The sequence below is a fragment of the Streptomyces globisporus C-1027 genome (assembly GCF_000261345.2).
Classification (GTDB): Bacteria; Actinomycetota; Actinomycetes; order Streptomycetales; family Streptomycetaceae; genus Streptomyces; species Streptomyces pakalii.
The window spans coordinates 4,739,417-4,764,191 of the sequence record NZ_CP013738.1 but is presented as its reverse complement, the minus strand read 5'-3'; the positions used below and the strand labels follow the sequence as shown (position 1 = coordinate 4,764,191).

Genomic DNA, 24,775 nt, shown 5'->3' with positions numbered 1-24,775 from the left:
GCTCCCCTTGTCCTCAACCGCGCTTGAGGTCCTACGGTCGCCGTGAGGCCCGTACGAACGGCCCGGCCATCACGCCATCGAGGGAGCATCCGCCATGCCCGACCAGCAGCCCAGCGACGTCGAACTCGCCGCACAGCCCGCCGCCTACTGGACCGGGGTCGCCTACGAGGCGCTGATCGCGTACACCCGGGAGCGGCAGGCCGAAAAGGGGTACACCCAGCCCCAGTTCTGGCTGCTGCGCAACCTCTCGGCCGCCGACATCTCACCGGACGGCGCGGGGATGACCCTGCCCGAGCTTCAGCAGGCCATGGCCTCCTACATCCGGCCCGAGGACGACCTCGCGGTCGAGGCCGAGGCGCTCGCGCAAAAGGGCTGGCTGCGGCGGGACGCGGACGACCGGCTGTGGATCACGGAGGAGGGGGAACAGGCGCGCCTCGACCTCAAGCGCAACGCTCCCGCTATTCACGCCGCGCTCCACGCCGGGATCCCCGACGCGGACTACGTCACCACCGTGAAGGTGCTGCGGCAGCTGGTGCGCAACGCGGGAGGGGCAGCCGCCTGAAAGCTCCCCATATCCGGTCCACCCCGCACGGGCAACCGGCCGTCCGGGGCCTTCTAGGCTGGGGATCATGCTCACGACCTCCGCCTATGCCCTCGTCGCCACGGACCTGGACGGCACCCTGCTCCGCCCCGACGACACCGTCAGCGCCCGGTCCCGTGCCGCGCTCGGTCTCGCCGCCGACTCGGGCGCCCGGCATCTGATCGTGACCGGGCGGCCCGTCCCCGGCATACGGGCGCTGCTCGCGGACCTCGCGTACACCGGGCTCGTCGTCTGCGGGCAGGGCACCCAGCTCTACGACGCGGACGCCGGGCGGCTGCTGCGCTCCGTCGCCCTGGACCGGGAGGCCGCCGACACCGCGCTCGGCAAGATCGAGGCGGAGGTGGGGGCCGTGTTCGCCGCCGTGGACCAGGACGGCGTGGACGGGGTGACCCTCATCGAGGCCGGCTACCGGATGCCGAATCCGACCCTGCCCGCCCAACGCGTCGGCTCCCGCGAGGCGTTGTGGGAGCGGCCCGTCATCAAGGTGCTGGTGCGCCACCCGGAGCTGGGCGACGACGCGTTGGCCGCCGTCGCGCGCGGGGCCGTGGGCGATCTGGCGACGGTGACCATGGCGGGGCCGGGCACGGTGGAGCTGGCTCCGCGCGGGGTGGACAAGGGCACGGGTCTCGCGGCGGCCGCCGAGCTGCTGGGCATCGGGGCCGAGCGGACCGTCGCGTTCGGCGACATGCCCAACGACCTGCCGATGTTCGCCGGTTCGGGCCTCCGGGTGGCCATGGGCAACGCCCACCCGGAGCTGCGCGCGGCGGCCGACGAGGTGACCCTGTCGAACGCGGAGGACGGCGTCGCGGTGGTCCTGGAGCGACTGTTCGGCACCGGGGGCCGTGGCGGGCAGGATTCCCGCCTCTAGTTTGGTCTAGACCAAGGCGGGTAGGCTGCGGTCGCCCGCGTGGCGACCCCACCGCCACGCGCGGCGCTTGACATGCCCCTGCCCTCACCTGCTCCGTAACGGCAGGAGGGCGGGCCCCCACGGACCCACCGAGGAGTTGTCGTGAAGCGCAAGAGGATGTCGGCCGTCGTGACCCTGCTCGCCACCGGCCTCGCCGTGTCCCCGGCCGTCGCGGCCCCCACCGCCGCCGAGGGCAAGGCCCGGGTCGGCGCCGACTGGGCGAAGCAGTCGGTCACCTTCACCGCCGCCCCGGGCCAGGTCAACGACCTGCACGTGGTCCCGATGGACCAGGGCGACGGGGTCCGGCGGATCGGCTTCCGGGACTCGGTTCCGCTCCAGCCCGGCGACCACTGCACGTACCTGGAACCGGGCGTCGAGACGTACGTCGTCTGCGAACTGCCCACCGACAGCGCCCGCCCGGACCGGATCGACGTCTTCCTCGGCGACGGCGACGACGAGATCGCCACCAGCGACCCGGGCGTCGCCACCGTCAGCGGCGGCCCCGGTGACGACATGCTGCACGCCCACACCGCGCACACCGTGCGGGGCGACGCGGGCGACGACATGGTCATGGGCCGTGTCGTCCTCGACGGCGGCGACGGCATGGACCACCTGATGGCCGTCGACGGCGACCAGTTCCTCTGGGGCGGCCGGGGCGACGACATGATCGAGGCGTACGACGGCAAGGACGTCGTGCACGCGGGCCCGGGCGACGACCACGTCATGGGCGGGGAGGGCGACGACATCCTCTTCGGCGGCTCCGGCGACGACATGCTGCACGGCGAGGCGGGCGACGATGTGCTCGTCGGCGGCTCCGGGAAGGACACGGTCGAGGGCGGCCCGGGCCGGAACATCACACTCCCCTGAACCCCCTTACGCCTGGGGCGGGTTGAGCCTGCGGAAGTAGGTCCAGCTCGTCTCGTTCGGCTCGCTCCACCGCTCCGGGGCGTGCGCGAACTCCGGGTGGTGGTCGGCGATGTAGGCCCGGGTGCGCTCGGGGACCTCGGTGTACGCGCCGAGTTTGCGGCCCCGGCAGTGGAAGGTGAGACCGCCGGGCCGCTGCCCCCGGGCCATCCAGGGCAGCCACGGGGACATCCGGCTCCACGACATGGTGGCCGGAACGCTCGGGGCCTGGCCCGCCAGGCCGGCGCGGTCCGCGAAGAACTGGAAGAGTTCCAGGGCCTTGTAGGTGTCCCCCGCCGAGTGCACCGGGTACTGGGCGACCGGCAGCGGCGACGGGTAGGCGAGCGGGATCTCCAGGCTGAAGCAGACCTGGTCCCCGAGATGGGTCGTCGGGATCGGGAAGGGACGCCACTTCTGGTTGGCCGGGTCGTTCCAGACGTGCACCACCGGCAGGTCCTGCCAGGTCTCCAGGATCTCGCGGCTGACGGGATCCAGGTAGAACGCGGCCTCACGGGTGAGCAGTTGGTACGCGTCGGGCCCGGCTTCGGCGTCCTCGACCAGGCGGGCGACGTTGAGGCCCTCGAAGCCGAAGACCCGCTGGTAGGGCTCGTCGGGGGCCCAGGAGTAGACGTCTCCGGACCACCAGTACGTGACCTCCTCGCCGTCGAGGGAGGCGCGGGTGCGGGCGAAGGAGCGGAGCAGTTCCGCGGGGGTCGTCATGGGGACCACTCTGCGCGATACGGGCCGCTCCGCGCGATCGGCGGGCGGCAGCGACCACGGTGGGCGCGATTCAGCCCACCGTGTCGGGCGGACCGTGCGGCAGCTCCTGCTCGGTCCACAGCACCTTGCCGTCCGGCCCGTGGCGGGCTCCCCAGTGCGAGGCGAGACGGGAGACGATGAACAGGCCCCGGCCGCCCTCGTCGACGGTCCGGGCGTGCCGCAGGTGCGGGGCGGCCGTGGAGCCGTCGTGGACCTCGCAGGTGAGCGTGGAATCCAGCAGGAGCCGCAGCCGCAGCGGCGGGGTGCCGTAGCGGACGGCGTTGGTGACGAGCTCGCTGACGATCAGCTCGGTCGCGTCCACGGTGTCCTCGTCCAGGCCCCAGCCCTGGAGCCGGTCGCGGACGAGCACCCGGGCGGTGGCGGGCGTCGTGGCCTCGTCGGCGAGGTCCCAGGTGGCGACCAGGTGGTCGGAGACCGTACCCGTACGGGCCAGGAGCAGGGCGGCGCCGGCGGCGCGGGTGTCGTCCGGCAGCGCGTACACGATGTCGTCGCCGAGCTGCTGGAGGCTTCGGCCCGGCCGGGCGAGGGCGCGGGTGATGCGCTCGGCGGCGCGGTCGCCGGAGAGCAGTTCGGCCGTGCAGAACGCGAGGAGACTGCCCACCTCCAGGGTGACGGTGGCGGGGGCGAAGAGGGCGCTGTCGGTGGAGAACAGCCCGGGCCCCTCCGGTACGTCGAGGGGCACCGCCCGTCCGTCGGGGCCGACGATCAGCGGCGCGGGGTGCCCGGCACGGGCGACGGTGCAGGTGCGGGTGAACGGGTCGTACACGCCGTAGACGCAGCCCGCGCTCAGGGGTTCGCCGTGGAGGCCGTCGGCGGGCGGCAGGGAGGCGCGTTCGTCGGCGAGGCGGTCGGCGGTGTCCTTGAGCCGGGCGAGGACTTCCTCCGGCTCCAGGTCGAGGCCCGCCAGCGCCTGGATGACCGTACGCAACTGGCCCATGGCGATGGCCGACTGGAGGCCCTCGCCCGCGACGCCGCCGACGACGAGCGCGGTACGGGCGCCGGACAGGGCGATGGTGTCGAACCAGCAGCCGCTGTCCCGGCCGGGCAGCAGGACGTGCGCGGTGTCGACGGCGGCCTGCTGCCGTTCGGCCTGCGGGAGCAGCCGCCGCTGGACCGTCGAGGCGATGACGTGCTCACGCTCGTAGCGGCGGGCGTTGTCGATGGCGAGGGACGCGCGGGTGGCCGCCGTGACGGCCAGGGAGACGTCGTCCTCGTCGAAGGGTTCGGAGTCCCCGCAACGGTAGAGGCTGACCAGTCCGAGGACCGCGCCCCGCAGCGTGAGGGGCACGACGATCAGACAGTGCGCGCCGGTCTCCGCGACGGCGCGCGCCCCGTCCTCGTCGGTGCCGAGCCACGGGGTCTCGGGCCCGAGCGGGACGAGCCGGGCCCGCAGGTCGGCGGCGGCGAGCGCGTACGGCGTACGGGCGGGAAGGTGGCGGGTCGTGCCCGGCGCCCGCCCCCGGGCCCCGCTCCGGCTCGCCACCGCGTCCCGCACGGAGTCGCACCGGCCGCTCGCGGCACGGCGCAGCGGAGTTCCGGGCGGCATCGGGCCCACCGGTGGCTCGGCGCCGCGCAGGACGTCGTCCACCACCTCCACGACCGCGAGATCGGCGAAACCGGGCGCCAGGGCGTCGGCGAAGGCACGGCAGGTGGTGGCGACGTCGAGGGAGCCGCCGACCGCGTCCCGCACGGCGGTGAGCGCGGCCTCCCTGGCCCGGCCCCGTTCCCGCTCGGTGACGTCGACGACCGCGACCACGAGGCCGAGGGCGGGAGCGTCGGGGCCGCCGGAGCCGTGCAGGCGGTACAGGGAGGTCAGGAACTGCCGGTCGCCGGGGATCCGGCTCAGCCGGCCCCGCACGAGGTGGTCGCGCACCGGGCCCTCACCGGCGAGCACCCGCTTCATGAGCTGCTCGGAGCCGTCCGGGTCGTCGAGCCGGAAGACTTCGGTGAACGGGCGGCCCGTGTGGTCCCCGCTCCCCACGCCCTCGACGAGGGAGTTGGCGCGTACGAGCCTGAGCCGCGGGTCGAGCACGACCAGGCCGACGGCGGACTGGGTGAACAGCGCCGCGAGAAGCGCCTCGTCGAAGCCGCCGTCCGTCCTCGCGGCCCGTCCGGGCCCGGCCGGGGTCTCGCTGTCCGCCACGGATCCACCCGCCCTCCGGCTCCGGCACGCCGGAGTACCGGTTCCGGCCCGCGCCGGACCAGCATCACCCGCCGCACCGGGCCCGGCCACCGGTGGGTGGCAGGGGTGTCACGGTGGGGTGTCCCCCTGTGCACAGAGCCACGCTGTACGGGGCCGGCACGGCGGCGTCGAGCAGAGCCGGGGCGGCCTCAGTATCCCGGCGCGCGCAGCGACCGCAGGACGTGGTCGACCAGTGTGGCGATCGTCTCCTCGTCCTGGACGGGCTTGCGCAGCACATGGCGGTAGTAGACGGGGCCGTACAGCATCTCCACCGCCAGCGGAAGGTCCGCGCCGGGCGGGATCTGGCCCTGGTCCTGGGCGCTGCGGAGCCGGCCGATCGCCTCCTCGACGCGCGGGTCGACCAGCTGTTCCCGCAGTTGCCGGGCCAGGCGGTCGTCGTGGTGCAGCTCGGAGAGGATGCCCGCGTAGGCGGGGCCGAAGGGCGGGACCGAGAGCAGTTTCACCGCGCCGGCGACGTGGGTGCGCAGGTCGGCGCCGATGTCGCCGGTGTCCACGAACGGAGTGGCGTCGATCAGGGCGTCGGTGAACGCCTCCAGCAGAACCGCGCCTTTTGACGGCCACCAGCGGTAGATCGTCTTCTTGCTGACCCCGGCGTCGGCCGCGATGGCCTCTATCGTCACGTGCCCGTACCCCCGCTCCGTACAGAGGTCCAGGGCGGACCGCAGGATCGCGCGGCGTGATCGTTCGCTGCGTCGCACACTGCTCGGCGGTGTGATCATTCGGTGAGCATAGGGGGGTTCCAGCCAATCTCTTGTTGACATCTCGTCGCCAAAGACCGAACAATACCCAGGCGGAAACGGAACGTACCGTGTCGTGTCGTTCCGGTTGCCCGCACCGTTCGTGCCGTTCGTGCCGCGACGAGCCGATCGGGGGACGGCTCGCCCGGCCGACGGTGCGTGCGGACCCCGCCGATCCGATCAGGCCAGACCCCCTTGCGCTCACGCGGAACGCCCCTCACGCCGTGATGTCCTTGGCCGTGAAGCGGGCCCAGGCCGCCGAGCCGAACACCGCGACGTACAGCCCCTGGAGCTGGAAGTTCCTGCCCAGGTCGTCCCAGTAGACCGGTTCGCGCAGGACGTCGGCGAACGACATCCAGTAGTGCGCGAACAGATAGGGGTGCACGCCGCTCAGCTGCGGAATGCTGTCCAGGATCTGCACCGTGACCAGCAGTCCGACCGTGGCCGCCATCGCCCCGATCCCACTGCCGGTCAGTGTCGAGACGAACAGCCCGATCGCGGCGAACCCGGTCAGCGACACCGCGACGACCAGCGCGGTCAGCGCCGCCCGCACCAGCCCCTCACCGAAGCCGATCCGGGTCCCCGAGATCGTGGTGACATCCCCCACCGGGAACAGCAGCGCGCCCACCGCCAGCGCCGACACCGCCACGACCAGGGTCGCGATGAGGCAGAAGACGAGGACGGAGGCGTACTTCACGAGCAGCAGCCGGGTCCGGCCCGCCGGGGCGACCAGCAGATAGCGCAGGGTGCCGCTGTTCGCCTCGCCCGCGATCGCGTCGCCCGCGACGACGCCGACGGCCATCGGCAGGAAGACCGGCAGCGTCGCGGCGAGGGCGGCGAAGACCAGGAAGAAGCCGTTGTTGGTGACCTGGGCCAGGAAGGCCGGGCCCGCCCCACCGTCCGGACCGCCCTCCCCGCCACCACCGCCGCCGCCCGTCTCGATCCGGACCGCGATCCCGATCAGGACGGGGACGGCGGCGAGGACGGCGAGCAGGGCGTAGGTGCGGTGGCGGCGCAGCAGCGTGGTGATCTCGGAGCGGAGGAGACCCAGGGTCCACAGCGGATGGCGGGAGCCCTGCGGGTCACTGGGACGCGCCCGTCGAGCCTGCGACTTCTCCGCCCGCGACTTCTCAGCCTGCGACATCGAATCCCTCTCCCGTGAGTGCGACGAAGGCGTCCTCCAGCGAACCCCGCTCGACGCCGAAGAACCGCACCCGCACCCCGGCGCCCACCAGCGCCGCGTTGAGGTCGGCGAGGTCCACGGCGGCGGGCGGGGCGTCGGCGGTCAGCCGGTCGCCGTCGGTGCTCAGGCCGGTGATCCCGTGCTCCTTGAGGATGCGGGCGGCGTCCCCGGGGTCGGGGGTGGTGACGGCGAGCCGGCCCCGGGCGCGCGCGGCGAGGTCGGCGACCGGGCCCTGGACGATCAGCCGGCCCCGGGCCATCACCGCCGCGTGCGTGCAGACCTGCTCGATCTCGTCCAGGAGGTGCGAGGAGAGGAACACCGTGGTGCCCTCGGCCGCCAGCTCCCGGACCAGGAGCCGGATCTCGCGCATGCCCTGCGGGTCGAGGCCGTTGGTCGGCTCGTCCAGGACCAGCAGCCGGCGCGGCCGGAGCAGGGCGGCGGCCAGGCCCAGGCGCTGCTTCATGCCGAGCGAGTACGCCTTGGCCTTCTTCCCGGATGCGGCGGCGAGCCCGACCCGTTCCAGGGCCGTCGCGACGCGGGCCCGGCGGGTGCGCGGGTCGGCGGTGGGGTCGGCCCGGTCGTACCGCAGGAGGTTGTCCCGGCCGTTCAGGAAGCCGTACAGCGCGGGTCCCTCGATCAGCGCGCCGACCTGCGGCAGCACCGTACGGGCGGCCTCCGGCATCGGGCGGCCGAGCACCTCGGCGGTGCCGGACGTCGGGTCGATGAGGCCCATCAGCATCCGGATCGTGGTGGTCTTCCCGGAGCCGTTGGGGCCGAGGAAGCCGAAGACGCTGCCGGCGGGCACGGTCAGGTCGAGGCCGTCCACGGCGAGCTGACCGCCCCGGTAGCGCTTGGTCAGGCCACGGATGCGGATGACGGGGGCGCCGGTGGCCGCGTCCGGCGCGGAGTCCCCGGCTTCAGCCGCTGTGTCCGTCATGGCGGTCGCACCTCTCAGTGAGCGCGGAGCCGCCGTGGCCTCCACACGGGTGTGCGGAGGCCACGGCGGCCGGGTGTCCAGGTGCCCCCGGACAAGGTTCTACTTCGCGGCGGCGTCGGCCGCACGCACCAGCGCGTCCTTCGTCACCGCTCCGACGTACACCGAGCCGTCGTCCGTCAGCAGGGCGTTGACCAGGCGCGTCTTGAAGACCGTGCCCGAGCCGAACTTCCCGGTGACCTTGTCGCCGAGCGCGTCGAGGAAGCCCTGCGCCTCGGCCGGCATGTCGTCCGAGCCCGCCTCGGGGAGGCCCTTGCCGCCGGGCGACTTGATCTCGGCGATCGAGGTCCAGCCTTCCCCGATGACGTTGAAGCCGCCCTCGCCCGCGAGTCCGTCCAGCTCGGCCAGCTGTCCGGGCAGCGCCTTCTGCGCCGCGCCGCGCTCGTCCTTGCCGGTCTCCAGCTCGTCGGCCTCGGTCACCTTGGCGCCCTTGGGCGGGGTGAAGGCGAACGTGGACGCTGCGGGCTTGGCGAAGTCGACCTTGGTGAACCCGGCGTCGACGACGGCCTTGCCGCCGCTCGCCGCGGACAGGGTGAACTTCAGCGGTACGCCGTTCTCGGCGTCCACGGCGATCCGGACCGAGCCGATCGTCGAGCCGGACTGCTTCGGCTTGATCAGCAGCTGGTACGCGTCCCGCCCGGCGACCTGCGCCGTGCCGTCCACGGTCACCGAGGTGGTGTCCCCGGCCGCCGCGAGCGCCTTCTCGGCGAAGTCCTTCGGGGTGGCCGCAGCGCCCTCGGTCCCCTTCGGGGCCTTCTCCGCGTGCTCGCCGCCGTCCCGGCCCTCGGGCGCCTCGGCGTGGTAGACCTCGTCGGACTTGCTGTCGTACGCCCAGACCTCGCCCTGGTTGTGGATGACGCTGTACTCGGACGCGTCGCCCAGGACGGAGAGCTTCTGCCGCTCCGGACCGTCGGCGGCCACGCGCAGCGTGTGCGTGCCGGACGTCAGCTCCATGAGCTTGTCCTGCGGGGCCGCAGCCCCGCCGTCCTTGCCCTCGCCGCCCGGTACCAGTGAGCCCGCCAGGCCGTCCAGGGGCAGGCCCAGGTCGGTGCTGATCTTGAACGTGCCGGAGAGCTGCTCCTCGTCGGAAGCGGCGATCTTCTCGATGAGTTCCTGTGCGCTGATCTTCGGCAGGTCCGGGTCGCCCGAGCTCGCGAGCGCCGGGACGAGACCGATGGTCGCGGCCGCCACCCCCGCGACCGCGACGGGGACGATGTAGCGCGCCGTCTTCCGACGGCCCACGACAGTGCTCGTGGCCTCGCCGGGGGTCTCTGCGCTGTCGTTCGGTGCCATGGTGTGCCCTACCTCCGTGGTCGGCGGCTTCCGTTGATAACCATCTGACCAAATCGGGCGGTTCGAAGCGTCAGCCCGGGGAATCAACTCCGCCTACTGCTCCGGTATGACAACCGAAGGGGGCATGTACGCCGTCCCGTAGGGGTGGGCCGCACCGTGACACCGCGCGGTGGGCCGCCCGGTGACACCGCGTCAACCGGCGGCGGACACCCCCTGGGCCTCAGCCCGCGCGGTGCACCACCGCGTCGCACAGCTCCTCCAGCGCGGCCTTCGCGTACCCCTCGGGCAGCGGGGCGAGCGTGGCGCGTGCCTCCTGGGCGTAGCGCACGGTGTCCTGGCGGGCCTGCTCCAGCGCCGGGTGGGCGCGCAGCCGGCGCAGCACCTCGGCCAGGGCGTCGTCGCTGCCGAGGTCGCCGTCGAGCAGTTCGACGAGCTCCAGGTCGTCGGGCTTGCCGTCGGCCGCCGCCTGGGCGCGCAGCCGCAGGACCGGGAGCGTGGGGATGCCCTCGCGCAGGTCGGTGCCGGGGGTCTTGCCGGACTCGTGGGAGTCGGAGGCGATGTCGAGGACGTCGTCGGCGAGCTGGAAGGCGATGCCGAGCCGTTCCCCGTACTGGGTGAGGACGTCCACGGTCCGCTCGTCGGCGCCGGCCATCATCGCCCCGAACCGGCCGGAGACGGCGACCAGCGAGCCGGTCTTGCCGCTGAGCACGTCCAGGTAGTGGTCGACCGGGTCGCGGCCGTCGCGCGGGCCCGCGGTCTCCAGGATCTGGCCGGTGACGAGGCGCTCGAAGGCCTCCGCCTGGATGCGGACGGCCTCGGGGCCGAGGTCGGCCAGGATGTGGGAGGCGCGGGCGAAGAGGAAGTCGCCGGTCAGGACGGCGACGGAGTTGCCCCAGCGGGTGTTGGCGCTGGGCACCCCGCGCCGCACGTCGGCCTCGTCCATCACGTCGTCGTGGTACAGCGTGGCCAGGTGGGTCAGCTCGACGACGACGGCGGAGGGGACGACTCCCGGCGCGTCGGGGTCCCCGAACTGTGACGCGAGCATGACCAGCAAGGGACGGAACCTCTTGCCTCCCGCGCGCACCAGGTGCTGCGCGGCGTCCGTGATGAAGGGGACGTCACTCTTGGTGGCTTCGAGCAGCCCTGCCTCGACAGCGGCCAGGCCCGACTGGACATCGGCCTCAAGAGCCTGGTCCCGCACGTGCAGTCCGAACGGCCCGACGACGGTCACGGGGACATCTCCTGTCTGCTGACGATCACACGCAATGTCGATGTGTCGCTGTCTCTCGAATCAACTTCAGCGTATCCGGTCCTCTATGGATCACCGTGGGCGGCTTCCCATGACCGCCGGTATGTTCGGGATCAGCTCATACGATCAGGAGTCCCCGCTTTGTCCCACAGCACCGCGGCCACCGAGCCGGCCCAGCCACCACCCGAGGACGACCGCGCCTTCTTCGGCCAGCCACGGGGTCTGATGACCCTGTCCGGCCTGGAGGTCTGGGAACGGTTCTCGTTCCTGGGCATGCAGGCCATCCTGGTGCTGTTCTTCGCCGACACCGTGGCGAACGGCGGCATGGGCATGGACCCCGGCACCGCCGCGTCCGTCTCCGCCGCCTACGGGACGCTGGTCTATCTGGTCTCCGTGGCGGGCGGCTGGATGGCCGACCGGATCCTCGGCTCGTACCGGGCCGTGCTCTACGGCGGCATCCTCATCGCCTGCGGCCACTACTCCATGGCCGTCCCCACCGACGCGATGACCTGGGTGGGCCTCGGCCTGATCAGCGCCGGAACGGGCCTGCTCAAGCCCAATGTGGCCTCCATGGTCGGCAAGCTCTACCGCACCGACGACGAACGGCGCGACGCCGGCTTCGCCCTCTACTACATGGGCATCAACATCGGCGCGTTCGCCGGACCGCTGATCACCGGCTGGCTCGGCGAGCACTGGAGCTGGCACTGGGGCTTCTCGGCCGCCGCGATCGGCATGACCTTCGGCCTGATCCAGTACGTGGCGGGCCGCCGTCACCTGGTCGGCCGCAAGGAGGGCGCGGAATTCGCGCTGGCGCCCGACGCGATGCGGCGGGCGGTGCGCCTGATCATCGGCGGGGCCGTCGCGGTGGCCGTCGTCGCGACCGTGCTGGCGCTGGTGGGATGGCTGACCATCGACCGGTTCGTGGACGTGCTGACGGTGATCTCGATCATCGCCCCGATCGCCTACTTCGTGGTGATGTTCAAAAGCCCCCGGGTCACCGCGGAGGAGCGCGGCAGGCTGCGGCCTTACGTCGTGCTCTTCCTGGGTTCGGTCTTCTTCAACTTCATCCTCTTCCAGGCCTACTCGACGATGATCCTGCTGGCGTCGACCAACGCCCGGACCGAGATCTTCGGCTTCACCTTCCCGGCCAGCTGGTACGCCTCCGCGCTCGGCGCCTTCGAGGTGGCGCTCGCTCCGGTGGTGGCCGCCACCTGGGTGCGGATGGGGCGCCGCCAGCCGCACGCCTCCAACAAGATCGCCTTCGGTGTGATCCTCGGCGGTCTGTCGTTCCTGCTGATGGTCCTGCCGACCTCCGGGCACGCGGACGACACCTACAAGATGGCCGTCTGGTGGATCGTCGGCTCCTACCTGCTGCTCGGCCTCGGCGACGTCCTGCTGGAGACCTCCGGCCTCTCGGCCAGCAGCAAGCTCGCCCCCAAGGCCTTCGCCAGCCAGACCATGGCCCTGTGGTTCCTCTCCCTGGCCGTCGCCAACGGCATCCAGGCCCAGACCGTGAAGCTGTACGGCGAGGTATCCAACCCCGCCTACTTCGGCGTCAACGGCGCGATCGCCGTGGCGGCCGGTGTGGCGATGATCCTGGCCGCGCCCTGGCTGAAGCGCACGATGCACCCCGTCCACTGACCCGTACGCCTCACGCACCCCGTCCCCCACCGAGGTGAGCCATGAACATCACGACCGAGTTCCCGTACGAGACCACCCACGAGGACGTCCGGATCCCGCTGTCCGACGGCACCCGGCTCTACGCCCGGATCTGGCGGCCGCTGACCGACGAACCGGTCCCCGCCCTCCTGGAGTACCTGCCCTACCGGCTCGGCGACTGGACCGCGCCGCGCGACTGGCAGCGCCACCCCTGGTACGCGGGCCACGGCTACGCCTCCGTACGGGTCGACGTCCGGGGCCACGGCAACAGCGAGGGGCTGCCGGGCGACGAGTACGACGCGCAGGAGCTGGCCGACGGGGTCGCCGTCATCCACTGGCTGGCCCAGCAGGAGTGGTGCTCGGGCCGGGTCGGGATGTTCGGGATCTCCTGGGGCGGCTTCAACTCGCTCCAGATCGCCGCGCTCGCCCCCGAGCCGCTGAAGGCGATCGTCACCGTCTGCTCGGCCGACGACCGCTACGACAACGACGTGCACTACATGGGCGGCTCGGTCCTCGCCGTGGACATGCACGCCTGGGCGGCCACCATGCTCGCCTTCGTCTGCCGCCCGCCGGACCCGGCGCAGGTCGGCGACGACTGGCGGGAGATGTGGCTGAAGCGGCTGGAGGCCGTCGAGCCCTTCAGTCACACCTGGCTCGCCCACCAGAGCCGCGACGCCTACTGGAAGCACGGCAGCGTCTGCGAGGACTACGGCGCGATCAAGGCGAGCGTCCTCGCGGTCGGCGGCTGGCACGACCCGTACCGGGACACCGTCCTGCGGCTCGTCGAGCACCTCGACCCCCGGCAGGTGCGCGGGATCATCGGGCCGTGGTCGCACCAGTACCCCGACCGGGGGCTGCCGCCGGGGCCCGCGATCGGCTTCCTCCAGGAGACGCTGCGCTGGTGGGACCAGCACCTCAAGGGCAAGGAGACCGGCGTGATGCGGGAGCCGCTGCTGCGGTCCTGGATCAGCGGCTCGCACCCGCCCGCCACGGTGTACGAAACGCTGCCAGGACGCTGGGTGGGGGACGCGTCCTGGCCCTCGGAGAACGTGAACCCGGTGGCGTACGCGCTCCAGGGCGGCGAGCGGATCGTCGCCTCGCCGCAGCAGACCGGGCTGGACGCGGGCCGCTTCTTCCCGTTCGGCAACGAGGCGGACCTCCCGCCGGACCAGCGGGACGAGGACGCCAAGTCGGTGTCCTTCGAATTCCCCGTGACCGACGCGCCGATCGAGATCCTCGGCCGCCCCCGGGTGAAGCTCCGCATCCGGATGGACGTGCCACGCGGCCAGGCCATCGCCCGGCTCTGCGACGTCGCCCCCGACGGCGCCTCGACGCTCGTCACCCGGGGCGTCCTCAACCTGGCCGCCCGCAACGGCCGCGACCGCACCGACGACTGGACGCCCGGCGAGAGTGAGGACGTGGTCTTCGACCTCAACGGCATCGGGCACACCTTCCCGCCCGGCCACCGCATCCGGATCGCGATCTCCTCCGCGTACTGGCCCTGGATCTGGCCCCAGGCCGGCTCGGCGGGCTTCACCCTGGACGCCGACGGGAGCTTCGTCGAGCTGCCGGTGCGACGCCACACCGAGGACCCGGCGATCACCTTCGGCGAACCGGAACAGTCCGAACCGCTCGGCGTGGTCTACCCGGTCACCCTGGAGGAGCCGCGCCCCGAACGCCTCGTCGTCCGCGATGTCGCCCAGGGCGAATGGCGCCTGGAGGTCGACCCCCGCTACGGCGGTACGCGCGTCTACCCCGACGGCCTCGAATTCACCGAGGACGCCCTGGAGACGTACACGATCCAGCAGGACGACCCGCTCTCCGCACGGACCCGCAGTGACTGGACGATCCGGCTGCACCGGCCGGAGGCGGCGTGGGACGTGGGGATCGAGACCCGCTCCGAGATCACCGCCGACGAGCACGACTTCATCACCTCCGACGAGGTGATCTGCAAGGACGGCGAGGAGATCGTCTTCCACCGCACCTGGGAGAAGCGCATCCCGCGCACGGCGGGCTGAGCGGCTGCCTTGTTTCCGGCTCGGTTCCCCCCGGTTTCCAGGGGGGAACCGACGGTAACCGGTGAACTTTCCGGGCAATACGCACAGTTGGGGATGGTCAGGGCACTGCCGCTGGGTAGGAGCCCCGACGTAACGTGTCCCCAACGCGACCTGGAAAGCGAGGCAGCACCACATGCCCGAGCAGAGCAGCCCGCTCGATCTGGCCGAGGGCGACCCCTTCGGCCCGCACAACCTTCCGTACGGTGTGTTCTCCACCCCCGACCACCCCGACGACCGCCGGGTCGGCGTCCGCATCGGCAACCACGTCCTGGACGCCGGGGCCGCCGCCCACGCGCTGGGGTCCCCGTACGCGGGGCTGCTGGCACAGCCGAGCCTGACACCGCTGCTCGCGGCGGGCCGCACCGCCTGGAGCGATGTGCGCCGCGCGCTCACCGCCTGGCTGACCGTCCCCGCCCACCGCGCGGACATCGAGCCGCTGCTGCACCCGGTGGACGCGGTGATCCTGCACCTGCCGTACGAGGTGGCGGACTACGTCGACTTCTACGCCAGCGAGCACCACGCCACCAACGTCGGCCAGATCTTCCGGCCGGACGGCGACGCGCTCACCCCCAACTGGAAGCACCTGCCGATCGGTTACCACGGCCGCTCCGGCACCGTCGTGGTCTCCGGCACCGACGTCGTACGCCCCAGCGGCCAGCGCAAGGCCCCCACCGACCCGGCCCCCGTCTTCGGGCCCTCGGTGAAGCTCGACATCGAGGCCGAGGTCGGCTTCGTCGTCGGCGTCCCCTCCGCGCACGGCACCCCGGTCCCGCTGGCCGACTTCCGCGAGCACGTCTTCGGGCTCTCCCTCCTCAACGACTGGTCCGCACGCGACCTCCAGGCCTGGGAGTACGTGCCGCTCGGCCCGTTCCTCGGCAAGTCCTTCGCCACCTCCGTATCGGCGTGGGTCACCCCGCTGGAGGCCCTGGACGCCGCCCGCACCGCACCCCCGGCCCGGGACGTCCCGCTCCTCCCCTACCTCGACGACGCCGAGGACGAGGAGCCGGGCGGCTTCGACATCCGGATCACCGTCGAGATCAACGGCCAGGCCGTCGCCGAGCCCCCGTTCGCCTCGATGTACTGGACGGCGGCCCAGCAGCTCGCGCACATGACGGTCAACGGCGCGTCGCTGCGCACCGGCGACCTGTACGGCTCCGGTACGGTCAGCGGCCCCGAGACGGACCAGCGCGGCTCGCTCCTGGAGCTGACCTGGAACGGCCGCGACGCGCTCGAACTGACCGAGGGCAAGCGGACGTTCCTGGAGGACGGCGACACGGTCACACTGACCGCCTGGGCGCCAGGACCACACGGCACCCGCGTGGGCCTCGGCGACGTCACCGGAAGGATCGTCACCGCGCCATGACGCAGGACGCCTCCGCCCTGACCCTGCCCGAGGAACTGCTCCTGCTGACGCTGGACCCGGAACGCGGCAAACCGCTCTGCAGCCGCGCGTATCTGCGGTACGGCGCGGCGGGAGCGGTCCTCGCCGAGCTGGAGCTCCAGGGCCGGATACGCGAGGAGCGCGGCCGGGTCCAGGTGGTCAACCCCCTGGACCCGGCCCACCCGCTGCTCGCGTCGCTGCTGGGCACGCTCGACCCGCCGTCCGCCAAGAAGAAGCGATTCCGCCCGGGGACCAGCGCCAAGAGCTGGATCCGGCTGTACGGCCGCAACGCCGAGGAACGCCACCTGGACCACCTGGTGGAGCGCGGCCTCCTGCGCCGCGAGACCCGCCGCTTCCTCGGTGTGCTCCCCTACCAGCGCCACTTCCCCGGCGACCCCGACCTGACCGGCGCGACCCGCTTGCGCTTCGGCCAGGCGGAGGCCCGGGGCTTCCCGGACCAGCGCGGCCGCGCCCTGGCCGGGCTCGTCTCGGCGGTGGGCCTGGCCGGCACCCTCACCACCGCCGGCCGCGAGGGCCGCCTGGCGATGAAGACCGTACGCCGCGCCCTGTGGTTCGCCTCGGCGGTCCACCACAACGTCCGCCAGAGCCAGTCCAGCGGCGGGAGCGGCGGCGACAGCGGCGGTGGCTGGACCGACGGCGGCGGGGGCGGCTGCGGAGGGGGCGGCTGCGGAGGGGGCGGCGGGGACTGAGGACGAGCCCGCGCATGTCGGCGGAGACGCTCCTCGCGGTGGGGACGGGTGCGAACGCGGTTGGCGGGTACCCGGGCGACAGCAGCACACATCCGGACGCGGAGGTTCCGTCACGGCCTTCCGCTTTCACGTGCCGATGCCGACAGGGAAGGGCCCGGTGACCTCATGAGCACAGCAGGACGGCAGACCCCCACCACCACCGGCGATGAACCGGTGGGCGTTCTCGTCTCACGTGCCTCGCAGCAGATCTCGGAACTGGTCCGCGAGGAAATGCAGCTGGCACGTTCGGAGATGGCGGAGAAGGGCAGGCGCTTCGGTAAGGGCGGCGGCCTGTTCGGCGCTGCGGGCTTCGTCGGCATCCTGGCGGCTCAGGCCCTGGTGGCGACCTGCATCGCCGCGCTCGCGCTGGCCCTGCCCCTGTGGGCGGCGGCCCTCATCGTCACGGCGGTACTGGCCGCGGTGGCGGGAGCAGCCGCCCTCGCGGGGAAGAAGCAGATCGCCCGCGCCGGGGCCCCCGCCCCGGAGCAGACCATCGACAGCGTCAAGGCCGATCTGGCCGAGGTCAAGGAGAGGGCTCACCGATGAACGACGAGTCAGAGAACACGATGGGTTCGCCCACCCCCGAGGAACTGCGCCAGCAGGTCGAGCGCACGCGCGACGAACTCGGTCAGACCGTCGAGGCATTGGCGGGCAAGGCCGACGTCAAGGCGCAGGCCAAGGAGAATACCGCGGCGGCGAAGAAGCAGGCCGCCGAGAAGACGGCCGAGCTGAAGGAGCAGGCGGCGGAGAAGACGGCGGCTGCGAAGGGGCAGGCCGCGGAGAAGGCGACCGCGGTGAAGGAACAGGCCGCGGAGAAGTCCGCCGAGCTGAAGGAGCAGGCTGCCGAGAAGACCGCGGCGGTCAAGGAACAGGCCGCAGCCGCCACCGCCCAGATCCGCGAGAAGACCGCGCAGGCCGCACAGGCGGTGAAGGACAAGACGCCGGAACCCGTGCAGGAGAAGACCGCACAGGCCGCCACTCAGGTGCGGGAAAGCGCGGCCCGGGCCGGGCAGTTCGCGGTGGACCGGACCCCCGACCCGCTGCTGGAGAAGGCGGACCGGATCGCGAAGGCCGCCCGCGCCAACCGGACCCAGCTCCTCGCGGGCGGTGCGGTGCTGGTCGCCTTCCTGTTGATCCGCCGCGGCCGGGGGCGTAACAAGTGAAGGCGTCCAAGCTCGCCTACAAGCCGATGGGGTTCGCCCTCGGCGCGCTCAGCGGCGTGATCGCGACCGCCGCGTTCAAGCAGACGTGGAAGGTCATCGAAGGCGAGGGCGACGCCCCCGACGCCCTCGACGAGGACCGTCCGTGGCGGCAGATCCTTCTCGCCGCCGCCGTACAGGGCGCGATCTTCGCCGTGGTCAAGGCCACCGTCGAACGCTCGGGCGCGAAGGCGACCCGACGCGTCACGGGCGTCTGGCCGGCCTGACCCGCAGCGGTTCCGGCCGGGCCCGGCAGGCGACCGGTACCGCCTGCCGGGCCCGGGTCAGTGCCCGGGCCCGGGGTCCTCGGCGTCCCGGACGAGCAGGGCGATCCGCACGCGGTTGTCCACCTCCAGCTTGCTGAACAGGCTGCTGGTGTGGGCCTTGACGGTGGCGACGGTGATGCCGAGACGTTCGGCGATCTCCCGGTTGCCCAGCCCGTCCGCGATGGCCCGCGCGGTCTCGAGTTCACGCCGGGTCAGGGCGGACAGCCGCTTTCGGGCGGCATCGCGGACGGCCCCGCGAACCACCGGACCGCCGGCCGCGGTGGCCGCCGCGATGAGCCGCGCCGTGGCCCGCGGGGACAGGGCGGGTTCGCCGTTCGCGACCGTGCGTACCGCGTCGATGATCCGGTCGGGCGGGGTGTGCTTCAGGACGAAGCCGAGGGCTCCCGCGCGCAGCGCGTCGAGGACCAGCGCGTCGGAGTCGAAGGCGGTCAGGACGATGACCCGCGGCGGCCGGTCCAGCGCCAGGAGTTCCCGGGTCCAGCTCACGCCGTCCCGCCCCGGCATCCGTACGTCCATGAGCACGACGTCCGGCGTCTTCTCCCGTACGAGGGCGAGGGCCTCCTCCCCGTCGGCAGCCTCGCCCACCACGGTGAGGTCGCTCTCGCCGTCGACGACCAGACGCACCGCCATCCGGATCAGCTGTTCGTCGTCGACCACGACCACCCGCACCGGCGGCTCACCGGACTCCACGCTCAGGACCTCCGCTCGGGCTCGTCGCCGGGCCGGGAGCGTCGGGCGGGCTCGCCCGGCCCGGCCGTGCGCCCGGGCTCGTCGGCCGGCCAGGGCAGCCGGGCGGTGAGGGCGAACCCGTCGTCGGGCGCCGGGTGGTGGTCAAGGGTCCCGCCGACGGCTCGGACCCGCTCGGCGATACCCGGCAGGCCGTACCCGGAGGCCGGCGGCCTGGTCGCCGTCCGGGCGGCCGGGCCGTTGCGGACGACGACGCCGAGCACGCCGCCGGGCGCACCGTCCAAGGTGACCCGGACCGGGGCGCCGGGGGCGTGCTTGGCGGCGTTGGTCAGCGCTTCCCGGACGACGCGGTAGCAGACGTCGCCCACCGCGTCCGGGGGTTCGCCGGTCGTGCCGACGGTGAGCGTCAGGTCCATGCCGGAGGCGCGTGCGTCGTCCACCAGGGCCGGGACGCGGTCGTAGGAGGGGCGGGGCGGCTCCGGGCGGTCCGGCTGTTCGGCCCGGAGCACGCCGAGCACATCGCGCAGATCCTCCAGGGCCCGGTACGAACCGTCCGCGATGCCCCGGACCAGCACGGCGCGCTCCTCGTCCGGCAGATCGGGGCGGTGGTCCAGCGCCCCGGCCTGCAGGGCGACCAGGGAGATCCGGTGGGCGAGGCTGTCGTGCATCTCGCGGGCGATCCGGTTGCGCTCCAGCACCCGGGCCCGGTCCGCCAGGGCGGCCTGTTCGCGTTCCGCGCCGCGGGCCCGCTCCCGGAGCGAGAGGACTTCGGCGCGGCGGGCTCCCACGGCCCATCCCGTGGCGACGGCGAACCCCGCCGTCAGCAGCTGCAGGCTGAGTTGGATCCAGGGGGAACCGGGCGGCCGCTCCACCGGGTACAGCCCCGTGGTGAACAGCGGCGCGACGACGAACGCGGCCACCACCGGCGCGATCTCGGCCGGACGCCGACGGGCCGCCAGGGAGCCGATCGCCAGCAGTGCCGCGCCGGACGCCAGGGCGGAAGCGGCGGACGCGACGGCGACGGCGAGCGCCACGGGGACGGGGAACCGCCGCAGCCAGGCCACCGCCGTCAGGCAGCCGAGAGCGACGAGCGGGTCGCCGGTGACGTACCAGGAGCACGAATCCGCCGCACACCCGCGCGGCAGCATCGCGCCGGTGAGCAGCCAGAGCAGCGCCCCCACCACAGCGGCCGCGCCGATCCGCACCGTCTCCTGCCAGGGCCCCCGGCGAGGCAGGGGCCTTCGACGTGGCACGGCGTCCGTCTCCATCGGTTCATTATCGCGACGCCGCCCGGCCGGCACGTCCGACCTGGGGAGGGGGCCGCCTTCGACTCCGGTCGAAGGCCGACGTCCGTCCCCCCGTCTCCGGTGCGGGGCACGACGGCCCGAGCGGGCGACGCGCGAACGGCGGCGCGGTCGGAAGACTGATGGCTTCTCACGGACGACGAGGAGGCTTTCCATGCGCCGGAAACCCCTGGCCCTGGCTCTCGCGGCCACCGCCGTCGTCGCGACCTGGGTCGCCCCGGCCTCGGGCGCGACATCGGACGCGGCGGCCACCGCACCGGCACCGCTGACGTGGGGGCCCTGCCCGGGGACGAACCCTCCCAAGCAGCTCCAGTGCGGCACGCTGAAGGTTCCGCTGGACTACCGCGATCCCGAGGGCGGCCAGATCGAGATCGCGGTCTCCCGGCTGCCGAGCCGGAACCCCGCGCAGCGCCGAGGTGCGCTGCTCACCAACCCGGGCGGCCCCGGCGGCTCCGGCCTGGGTTACCCGCTGGGTCTCGGAGCGGGACTGCCCCAGCAGGTGCTGGACACCTACGACCTCATCGGCATGGACCCGCGCGGGGTGGGCCGCAGCACCCCGGTGACCTGCGACCTGACGCCGGCGCAACTGAAGCGCGGCGCGTACCCCGCGTACGCTCACGGCCCGGCCGACGTGGCGCGCGAAGCGCGGTACGCGCGCGGCATCGCCGAGCAGTGCGCCGCGTCGGACAGCGCGTGGATGCTGCCGCACACCACGACGGCGAACACCGCGCGGGACATGGACCGCATCCGGGCCGCCATCGGCGAGCCCAAGATCTCCTACCTCGGCGCCTCGTACGGCACCCAGCTCGGCGCCACCTACGCGCAGCTGTTCCCCGAGCGCGGCGACCGGATCGTGCTCGACAGCGTCCTCGGCCCGCGCGGTTACGACGTCACCGCGTTCCGGCTGCTGGCACGCGGCATGGAGGACCGCTTCCCGGACTTCGCGGCGTACGCGTCCGCCCACCCCGAGTACGGCCTCGGCACCACCCCCGCCGAGGTGGAGTCCACGTACGCCGCTCTCGCCCGCCGCCTGGACGCCGAGCCGCAAGGCAACATCACCGGAACCCTGTTCCGCGGGCTGACCCTGGAACTGCTCTACTCGGACACACAGCTTCCGGAGCTGGCGAAGATGTGGCAGACCCTGAAGGCGGGGAAGCCCTACCCCTTCGAGCCGACTCCGGACCAGGAGAACTCCGCCGCCTCCCGCCTCCACGTCCTGTGCGCGGACTCCCGGTGGCCCCTCCACCAGCTCGCCTACCAACGGAACGTCGCGGTCGACCGTGCCCGGTATCCCCAGCTCGGCGCCTCGACGGCGAACATCACCCCCTGCGCGTTCTGGCCGTCCGAGCACCGCGAGCCGCCGGTGCGCATCGGTGACCGGGGCCCGTCGAACATCCTGCTGGTCCAGAACGAACGCGACCCGGGAACCCCGCTGGCGGGAGCTCTGAAGCTCCGGCAGGCACTGGGCCAGCGGGCCAGGATGGTCACCGCCGACCAGGGCGGCCACGGCGTCTACCCCTTCGGCACCAACACCTGCGCCAACGAGGCGACGACCACGTTCCTCACCACGGGCAAGCGCCCGGCGGCCGACCTGCGCTGCGCCGCGGGGTAGCGGGACGTACCCGGGGGCGGCGGGAACGCCTGGGGCGGTGCGGCATCGGTCAGCTCCGCGACAGGCGTTCCCACGTTCGGGTCATCCGGATCCGCTTCCCGGCGGATACGCTGGTCGGGCCCGCGAGACTCCTCCCCATGGGAGCAATGATGAGCATCGAGCCCGAGGCCTCCGAGCCGCGGTGGGCGGTCCCTCCCGAGGGCGGCTGGACCGCCGATGACCTGGACACACTCCCGAATCTGCCTCCGCACACGGAGCTGATCGACGGGAGCCTCGTTTTCGTGAGTCCGCAGACCCTTTTCCATTCGCGAGCGGTCAGCTTCTTCGAGTGGCAGCTGCAGTCCTTGGTGCCGTCCGAACTGGAGGTCGTGCGCGAGTTCACCATCGACATCGACCGCTACAACCGGCCCGAGCCTGATGTGATCGTCATCGACGGCGATGTCGTCGATGACCCGAATCAGACCCGGTTCCCCGCCGAGGCCGTCCGACTGGCCATCGAGGTCGTCTCGCCGGAGTCCCGGTCCCGCGACCGGGAGACCAAGCCCGTGAAGTACGCCCGCGCGACCATCCCCCACTACTGGCGGGTGGAGAACCACGACGGGCGTGCCGTGGTGTACGTCTTCGAGCGGGAGCCGGCCACCGGCGCGTACACCTCGACCGGGATCTTCCACGACCGGATGAAGGTGTCGGTGCCGTTCACCGTGGACCTGGATCTGACGGCGATCACGGCCCGCCGCAGCGGGGCGGCGAACCCGGAGTAGGCCCCACCGCCCGCTCGCCCCCCGCCGCCCGGCCCGCGTCTCACTCGTACTCGGGCGGTTCCTCGTCCCAGCCGAACTCGGGGTCGCTGTGCTGCGGGGCCGGAGCAGGGGCTTGCGTACGAGCCGGAGCCGCCGCGCGGGGTGCGGGGGCCGGGGGTGTCTCCGGGGCCGCTCCCGGGGACGTCTCGGCCAGGACCTCCAGCACGCCCTCCCCGTACGTCGCGAGCTTCTTCTCGCCCAGGCCGCTGATGCCTCCCAGCTCCCCGATCGTCGTCGGGTGGACGGTCGCGATCTCCCGCAGCGTCGCGTCGTGGAAGATCACGTACGCCGGGACGCCCTGCTCCTTCGCCGTCGCCCCGCGCCAGGCGCGCAGCGCCTCGAAGACCGGGACGGCGGACTCGGGGAGGTCCACAGCGGCCTTGCCCTTGGCGCCCTTGGCGCCGCCCGCCGAGGACGACGAGCGGGACGTCGGCTTCTTCGGCTCCTTGCGGAGCAGCACATCGCGCTCCCGGCCGAGCACCGTCGCGCTCTCGTCCGTGAGGACCAGCGTGCCGTACTCCCCCTCGACCGCCAGCAGGCCCTGGGCCAGCAACTGGCGGACCACTCCGCGCCACTCCGCCTCGGCCAGCTCCTCGCCGATGCCGAAGACGGAGAGCTGGTCATGGTCGAACTGGATGACCTTCGCGGTCTTGCGGCCGAGCAGGATGTCGACGATCTGGCCCGCGCCGAACTTCTGGTTCCGCTCGCGCTTCAGCCGCACCACCGTGGAGAGCAGCTTCTGCGAGACGACCGTGCCGTCCCAGGTCTCCGGCGGGGTGAGGCAGGTGTCGCAGTTGCCGCAGGCGGCGGCCGTGGGCTCCTGGCCGAAGTAGGTCAGCAGCTGGGCCCGGCGGCACTGGACCGTCTCGCACAGGGCCAGCATCGAGTCCAGGTGGGCGGCGGCCCGGCGGCGGTGGTCCTCGTCGCCGTCACCGCCCTGGATGAGCTTGCGCTGCTGGACGACGTCCTGGAGTCCGTACGCCATCCAGGCCGTGGACGGCTCCCCGTCCCGGCCCGCGCGGCCGGTCTCCTGGTAATACCCCTCGACGGACTTGGGGAGGTCGATGTGGGCGACGAAGCGGACGTCCGGCTTGTCGATGCCCATGCCGAACGCGATCGTCGCGACGACGACGAGCCCCTCCTCGCGGAGGAACCGCGCCTGGTGGGCGGCGCGCGTGGCGGCGTCCAGGCCCGCGTGGTACGGCACGGCGTCGATGCCGTTGCGGGCCAGATACTCGGCGGTCTTCTCGGTGGAGTTGCGCGAGAGGCAGTAGACGATGCCCGCGTCCCCCGCGTGCTCCTCCTTGAGGAAGGAGAGAAGCTGCTTCTTGGGGTCGGCCTTCGGCACGATCCGGTACTGGATGTTCGGCCGGTCGAAGCTCGCGACGAAGTGCTTCGCATCCGGCATGCCGAGCCGGCGGGTGATCTCCTCGTGCGTGGCGTTCGTCGCGGTCGCCGTGAGGGCGATGCGCGGCACGTCCGGCCAGCGCTCGCCGAGCACGGACAGCGCCAGATAGTCCGGGCGGAAGTCGTGGCCCCACTGGGCGACGCAGTGCGCCTCGTCGATCGCGAAGACGGAGATCTCGCCCCGGGCCAGCAGGGAGAGCGTGGAGTCCAGGCGCAGCCGCTCGGGCGCCAGATAGAGGATGTCCAGCTCGCCCGCGAGGAACTGCGCCTCCATCGAGCGGCGCTCGTCGAAGTCCTGCGTGGAGTTCATGAAGCCGGCCCGGACGCCGAGCGCCCGCAGGGCGTCGACCTGGTCCTGCATGAGGGCGATCAGCGGGGAGACGACCACGCCGGTGCCCCGTCGGACCAGGGACGGGATCTGGTAGCAGAGGGACTTTCCGCCACCGGTGGGCATGAGCACGACCGCGTCGCCGCCCGCCACCACATGCTCGATGATCGCGCCCTGCTCGCCGCGGAACGACTCGTACCCGAAGACGCGGTGCAGTGTGCGCCGCGCCTCGCTCTCGCCGCCCGTGCCGGTGTCGGTGCCGGTCACCGTCCCGGTGGTCTCATCCATGGTCACGCCCAATGCTCTGTCCCCCGAGGGTCCGCCGAGGGTCCGCTCGCCCGGCCCTGTCCCGTCCTGCTCTCGTCCCCGTCCACGATAGGCGGAGCCAACGACAACGCCGGACGGTCTGTGGATAACCGACCGTCCGGCGCTGCTGTCGCTCATACTGCGGGGCT

The 24,775-nt window shown here is 72.7% G+C and carries 22 protein-coding genes; 12 read left to right on the top strand and 10 right to left on the bottom strand.

All coding sequences use genetic code 11. The features are described 5' to 3' along the window. Nucleotides 1-94: 94 nt before the first annotated feature. From WQO_RS20940 to WQO_RS37155, 3 genes are all read left to right on the top strand, one after another. Nucleotides 95-562, top strand: coding sequence for a MarR family winged helix-turn-helix transcriptional regulator (locus tag WQO_RS20940; RefSeq protein ID WP_010060891.1), 468 nt, complete (start codon nucleotides 95-97; stop codon nucleotides 560-562). A 67-nt stretch (nucleotides 563-629) separates the two neighbouring features. Continuing rightward, nucleotides 630-1,469, top strand: coding sequence for an HAD family hydrolase (locus tag WQO_RS20935; protein ID WP_010060892.1), 840 nt, complete (start codon nucleotides 630-632; stop codon nucleotides 1,467-1,469). 156 nt (nucleotides 1,470-1,625) lie between these two features. Continuing rightward, the gene (locus WQO_RS37155) at nucleotides 1,626-2,375 is read left to right on the top strand and encodes a calcium-binding protein (protein ID WP_107115902.1); all 750 of its coding nucleotides are present in this window, start codon (nucleotides 1,626-1,628) and stop codon (nucleotides 2,373-2,375) included. Between the two features lie 6 nt (nucleotides 2,376-2,381). Here the strand turns inward: WQO_RS37155 and WQO_RS20925 are convergent, their stop codons facing one another. From WQO_RS20925 to WQO_RS20895, 7 genes are all read right to left on the bottom strand, one after another. Then, a complete protein-coding gene (locus tag WQO_RS20925; RefSeq protein WP_010060895.1) occupies nucleotides 2,382-3,131 on the bottom strand; it encodes a DUF1838 family protein in 750 nt (249 codons plus the stop codon). Nucleotides 3,132-3,201: 70 nt separating this feature from the next. Continuing rightward, nucleotides 3,202-5,334, bottom strand: coding sequence for an ATP-binding SpoIIE family protein phosphatase (locus WQO_RS20920; RefSeq protein ID WP_010060896.1), 2,133 nt, complete (start codon nucleotides 5,332-5,334; stop codon nucleotides 3,202-3,204). A gap of 188 nt (nucleotides 5,335-5,522) precedes the next feature. After that, a complete protein-coding gene (locus WQO_RS20915) occupies nucleotides 5,523-6,113 on the bottom strand; it encodes a TetR/AcrR family transcriptional regulator (RefSeq protein WP_029182315.1) in 591 nt (196 codons plus the stop codon). 235 nt (nucleotides 6,114-6,348) lie between these two features. Continuing rightward, complete coding sequence (locus tag WQO_RS20910; RefSeq protein ID WP_010060898.1) at nucleotides 6,349-7,275, bottom strand: ABC transporter permease; 927 nt, start codon at nucleotides 7,273-7,275, stop codon at nucleotides 6,349-6,351. After that, complete coding sequence (locus WQO_RS20905; protein WP_010060899.1) at nucleotides 7,262-8,251, bottom strand: ABC transporter ATP-binding protein; 990 nt, start codon at nucleotides 8,249-8,251, stop codon at nucleotides 7,262-7,264. The genes WQO_RS20910 and WQO_RS20905 overlap by 14 nt, the downstream gene beginning before the upstream one ends. A 99-nt stretch (nucleotides 8,252-8,350) precedes the next feature. Then, nucleotides 8,351-9,601, bottom strand: coding sequence for a LolA family protein (locus WQO_RS20900; RefSeq protein ID WP_010060900.1), 1,251 nt, complete (start codon nucleotides 9,599-9,601; stop codon nucleotides 8,351-8,353). A 220-nt stretch (nucleotides 9,602-9,821) separates the two neighbouring features. Continuing rightward, nucleotides 9,822-10,832 carry a polyprenyl synthetase family protein gene (locus WQO_RS20895; protein ID WP_010060901.1) on the bottom strand — a complete coding sequence of 337 codons (1,011 nt, stop codon included), beginning with the start codon at nucleotides 10,830-10,832 and terminating at the stop codon, nucleotides 9,822-9,824. 159 nt (nucleotides 10,833-10,991) lie between these two features. On the opposite strand from WQO_RS20895, the gene WQO_RS20890 reads away from it, so the two are divergent. From WQO_RS20890 to WQO_RS20860, 7 genes are all read left to right on the top strand, one after another. Further along, the gene (locus WQO_RS20890; protein ID WP_010060903.1) at nucleotides 10,992-12,491 is read left to right on the top strand and encodes a peptide MFS transporter; all 1,500 of its coding nucleotides are present in this window, start codon (nucleotides 10,992-10,994) and stop codon (nucleotides 12,489-12,491) included. 41 nt (nucleotides 12,492-12,532) lie between these two features. Next, complete coding sequence (locus WQO_RS20885) at nucleotides 12,533-14,527, top strand: CocE/NonD family hydrolase (RefSeq protein ID WP_058954054.1); 1,995 nt, start codon at nucleotides 12,533-12,535, stop codon at nucleotides 14,525-14,527. Nucleotides 14,528-14,699: 172 nt separating this feature from the next. Beyond that, nucleotides 14,700-15,929: a fumarylacetoacetase gene (gene fahA, locus WQO_RS20880; protein ID WP_010060908.1), complete on the top strand. Its 1,230-nt coding sequence runs from the start codon at nucleotides 14,700-14,702 to the stop codon at nucleotides 15,927-15,929. Beyond that, nucleotides 15,926-16,657 (top strand): GOLPH3/VPS74 family protein, encoded by a 732-nt coding sequence (locus tag WQO_RS20875; protein WP_010060910.1) that lies wholly within the window; start codon nucleotides 15,926-15,928, stop codon nucleotides 16,655-16,657. Before fahA ends, WQO_RS20875 begins: the two co-directional genes overlap by 4 nt. Nucleotides 16,658-16,822: 165 nt before the next feature. After that, complete coding sequence (locus tag WQO_RS20870) at nucleotides 16,823-17,242, top strand: phage holin family protein (protein ID WP_010060911.1); 420 nt, start codon at nucleotides 16,823-16,825, stop codon at nucleotides 17,240-17,242. After that, the gene (locus WQO_RS20865; RefSeq protein ID WP_010060912.1) at nucleotides 17,239-17,859 is read left to right on the top strand and encodes a DUF3618 domain-containing protein; all 621 of its coding nucleotides are present in this window, start codon (nucleotides 17,239-17,241) and stop codon (nucleotides 17,857-17,859) included. The genes WQO_RS20870 and WQO_RS20865 overlap by 4 nt, the downstream gene beginning before the upstream one ends. After that, nucleotides 17,856-18,122 carry a DUF4235 domain-containing protein gene (locus WQO_RS20860; RefSeq protein ID WP_010060913.1) on the top strand — a complete coding sequence of 89 codons (267 nt, stop codon included), beginning with the start codon at nucleotides 17,856-17,858 and terminating at the stop codon, nucleotides 18,120-18,122. The genes WQO_RS20865 and WQO_RS20860 overlap by 4 nt, the downstream gene beginning before the upstream one ends. Nucleotides 18,123-18,179: 57 nt before the next feature. Here WQO_RS20860 and WQO_RS20855 read toward each other — a convergent pair whose 3' ends face one another. Beyond that, on the bottom strand, nucleotides 18,180-18,812 hold the full coding sequence (locus tag WQO_RS20855) for a response regulator (protein WP_418082126.1): 633 nt from the start codon (nucleotides 18,810-18,812) through the stop codon (nucleotides 18,180-18,182). 62 nt (nucleotides 18,813-18,874) lie between these two features. After that, nucleotides 18,875-20,137: a sensor histidine kinase gene (locus WQO_RS20850; RefSeq protein ID WP_079055586.1), complete on the bottom strand. Its 1,263-nt coding sequence runs from the start codon at nucleotides 20,135-20,137 to the stop codon at nucleotides 18,875-18,877. 190 nt (nucleotides 20,138-20,327) lie between these two features. On the opposite strand from WQO_RS20850, the gene WQO_RS20845 reads away from it, so the two are divergent. Next, nucleotides 20,328-21,785 (top strand): alpha/beta hydrolase, encoded by a 1,458-nt coding sequence (locus WQO_RS20845; RefSeq protein WP_010060917.1) that lies wholly within the window; start codon nucleotides 20,328-20,330, stop codon nucleotides 21,783-21,785. Between the two features lie 149 nt (nucleotides 21,786-21,934). Next, a complete protein-coding gene (locus tag WQO_RS20840) occupies nucleotides 21,935-22,546 on the top strand; it encodes a Uma2 family endonuclease (protein WP_029182316.1) in 612 nt (203 codons plus the stop codon). 40 nt (nucleotides 22,547-22,586) lie between these two features. Here the strand turns inward: WQO_RS20840 and recQ are convergent, their stop codons facing one another. Continuing rightward, a complete protein-coding gene (gene recQ, locus WQO_RS20835) occupies nucleotides 22,587-24,608 on the bottom strand; it encodes a DNA helicase RecQ (RefSeq protein ID WP_032748506.1) in 2,022 nt (673 codons plus the stop codon). Nucleotides 24,609-24,775: the final 167 nt, after the last annotated feature.

Excerpts from the sequence above, each read along its gene's own strand:
- WQO_RS20845 (WP_010060917.1), top strand. The coding sequence starts at position 20,328 with ATGCGCCGGAAACCCCTGGCCCTGGCTCTCGCGGCCACCGCCGTCGTC.
- WQO_RS20940 (WP_010060891.1), top strand. The coding sequence starts at position 95 with ATGCCCGACCAGCAGCCCAGCGACGTCGAACTCGCCGCACAGCCCGCC.
- recQ (WP_032748506.1), bottom strand. The coding sequence starts at position 24,608 with ATGGATGAGACCACCGGGACGGTGACCGGCACCGACACCGGCACGGGC.
- fahA (WP_010060908.1), top strand. The coding sequence starts at position 14,700 with ATGCCCGAGCAGAGCAGCCCGCTCGATCTGGCCGAGGGCGACCCCTTC.
- WQO_RS20870 (WP_010060911.1), top strand. The coding sequence starts at position 16,823 with ATGAGCACAGCAGGACGGCAGACCCCCACCACCACCGGCGATGAACCG.
- WQO_RS20925 (WP_010060895.1), bottom strand. The coding sequence starts at position 3,131 with ATGACGACCCCCGCGGAACTGCTCCGCTCCTTCGCCCGCACCCGCGCC.
- WQO_RS20900 (WP_010060900.1), bottom strand. The coding sequence starts at position 9,601 with ATGGCACCGAACGACAGCGCAGAGACCCCCGGCGAGGCCACGAGCACT.
- WQO_RS20905 (WP_010060899.1), bottom strand. The coding sequence starts at position 8,251 with ATGACGGACACAGCGGCTGAAGCCGGGGACTCCGCGCCGGACGCGGCC.
- WQO_RS20855 (WP_418082126.1), bottom strand. The coding sequence starts at position 18,812 with ATGGCGGTGCGTCTGGTCGTCGACGGCGAGAGCGACCTCACCGTGGTG.
- WQO_RS20885 (WP_058954054.1), top strand. The coding sequence starts at position 12,533 with ATGAACATCACGACCGAGTTCCCGTACGAGACCACCCACGAGGACGTC.
- WQO_RS20865 (WP_010060912.1), top strand. The coding sequence starts at position 17,239 with ATGAACGACGAGTCAGAGAACACGATGGGTTCGCCCACCCCCGAGGAA.
- WQO_RS37155 (WP_107115902.1), top strand. The coding sequence starts at position 1,626 with ATGTCGGCCGTCGTGACCCTGCTCGCCACCGGCCTCGCCGTGTCCCCG.
- WQO_RS20840 (WP_029182316.1), top strand. The coding sequence starts at position 21,935 with ATGAGCATCGAGCCCGAGGCCTCCGAGCCGCGGTGGGCGGTCCCTCCC.
- WQO_RS20915 (WP_029182315.1), bottom strand. The coding sequence starts at position 6,113 with ATGATCACACCGCCGAGCAGTGTGCGACGCAGCGAACGATCACGCCGC.
- WQO_RS20935 (WP_010060892.1), top strand. The coding sequence starts at position 630 with ATGCTCACGACCTCCGCCTATGCCCTCGTCGCCACGGACCTGGACGGC.
- WQO_RS20850 (WP_079055586.1), bottom strand. The coding sequence starts at position 20,137 with ATGGAGACGGACGCCGTGCCACGTCGAAGGCCCCTGCCTCGCCGGGGG.
- WQO_RS20910 (WP_010060898.1), bottom strand. The coding sequence starts at position 7,275 with ATGTCGCAGGCTGAGAAGTCGCGGGCGGAGAAGTCGCAGGCTCGACGG.
- WQO_RS20875 (WP_010060910.1), top strand. The coding sequence starts at position 15,926 with ATGACGCAGGACGCCTCCGCCCTGACCCTGCCCGAGGAACTGCTCCTG.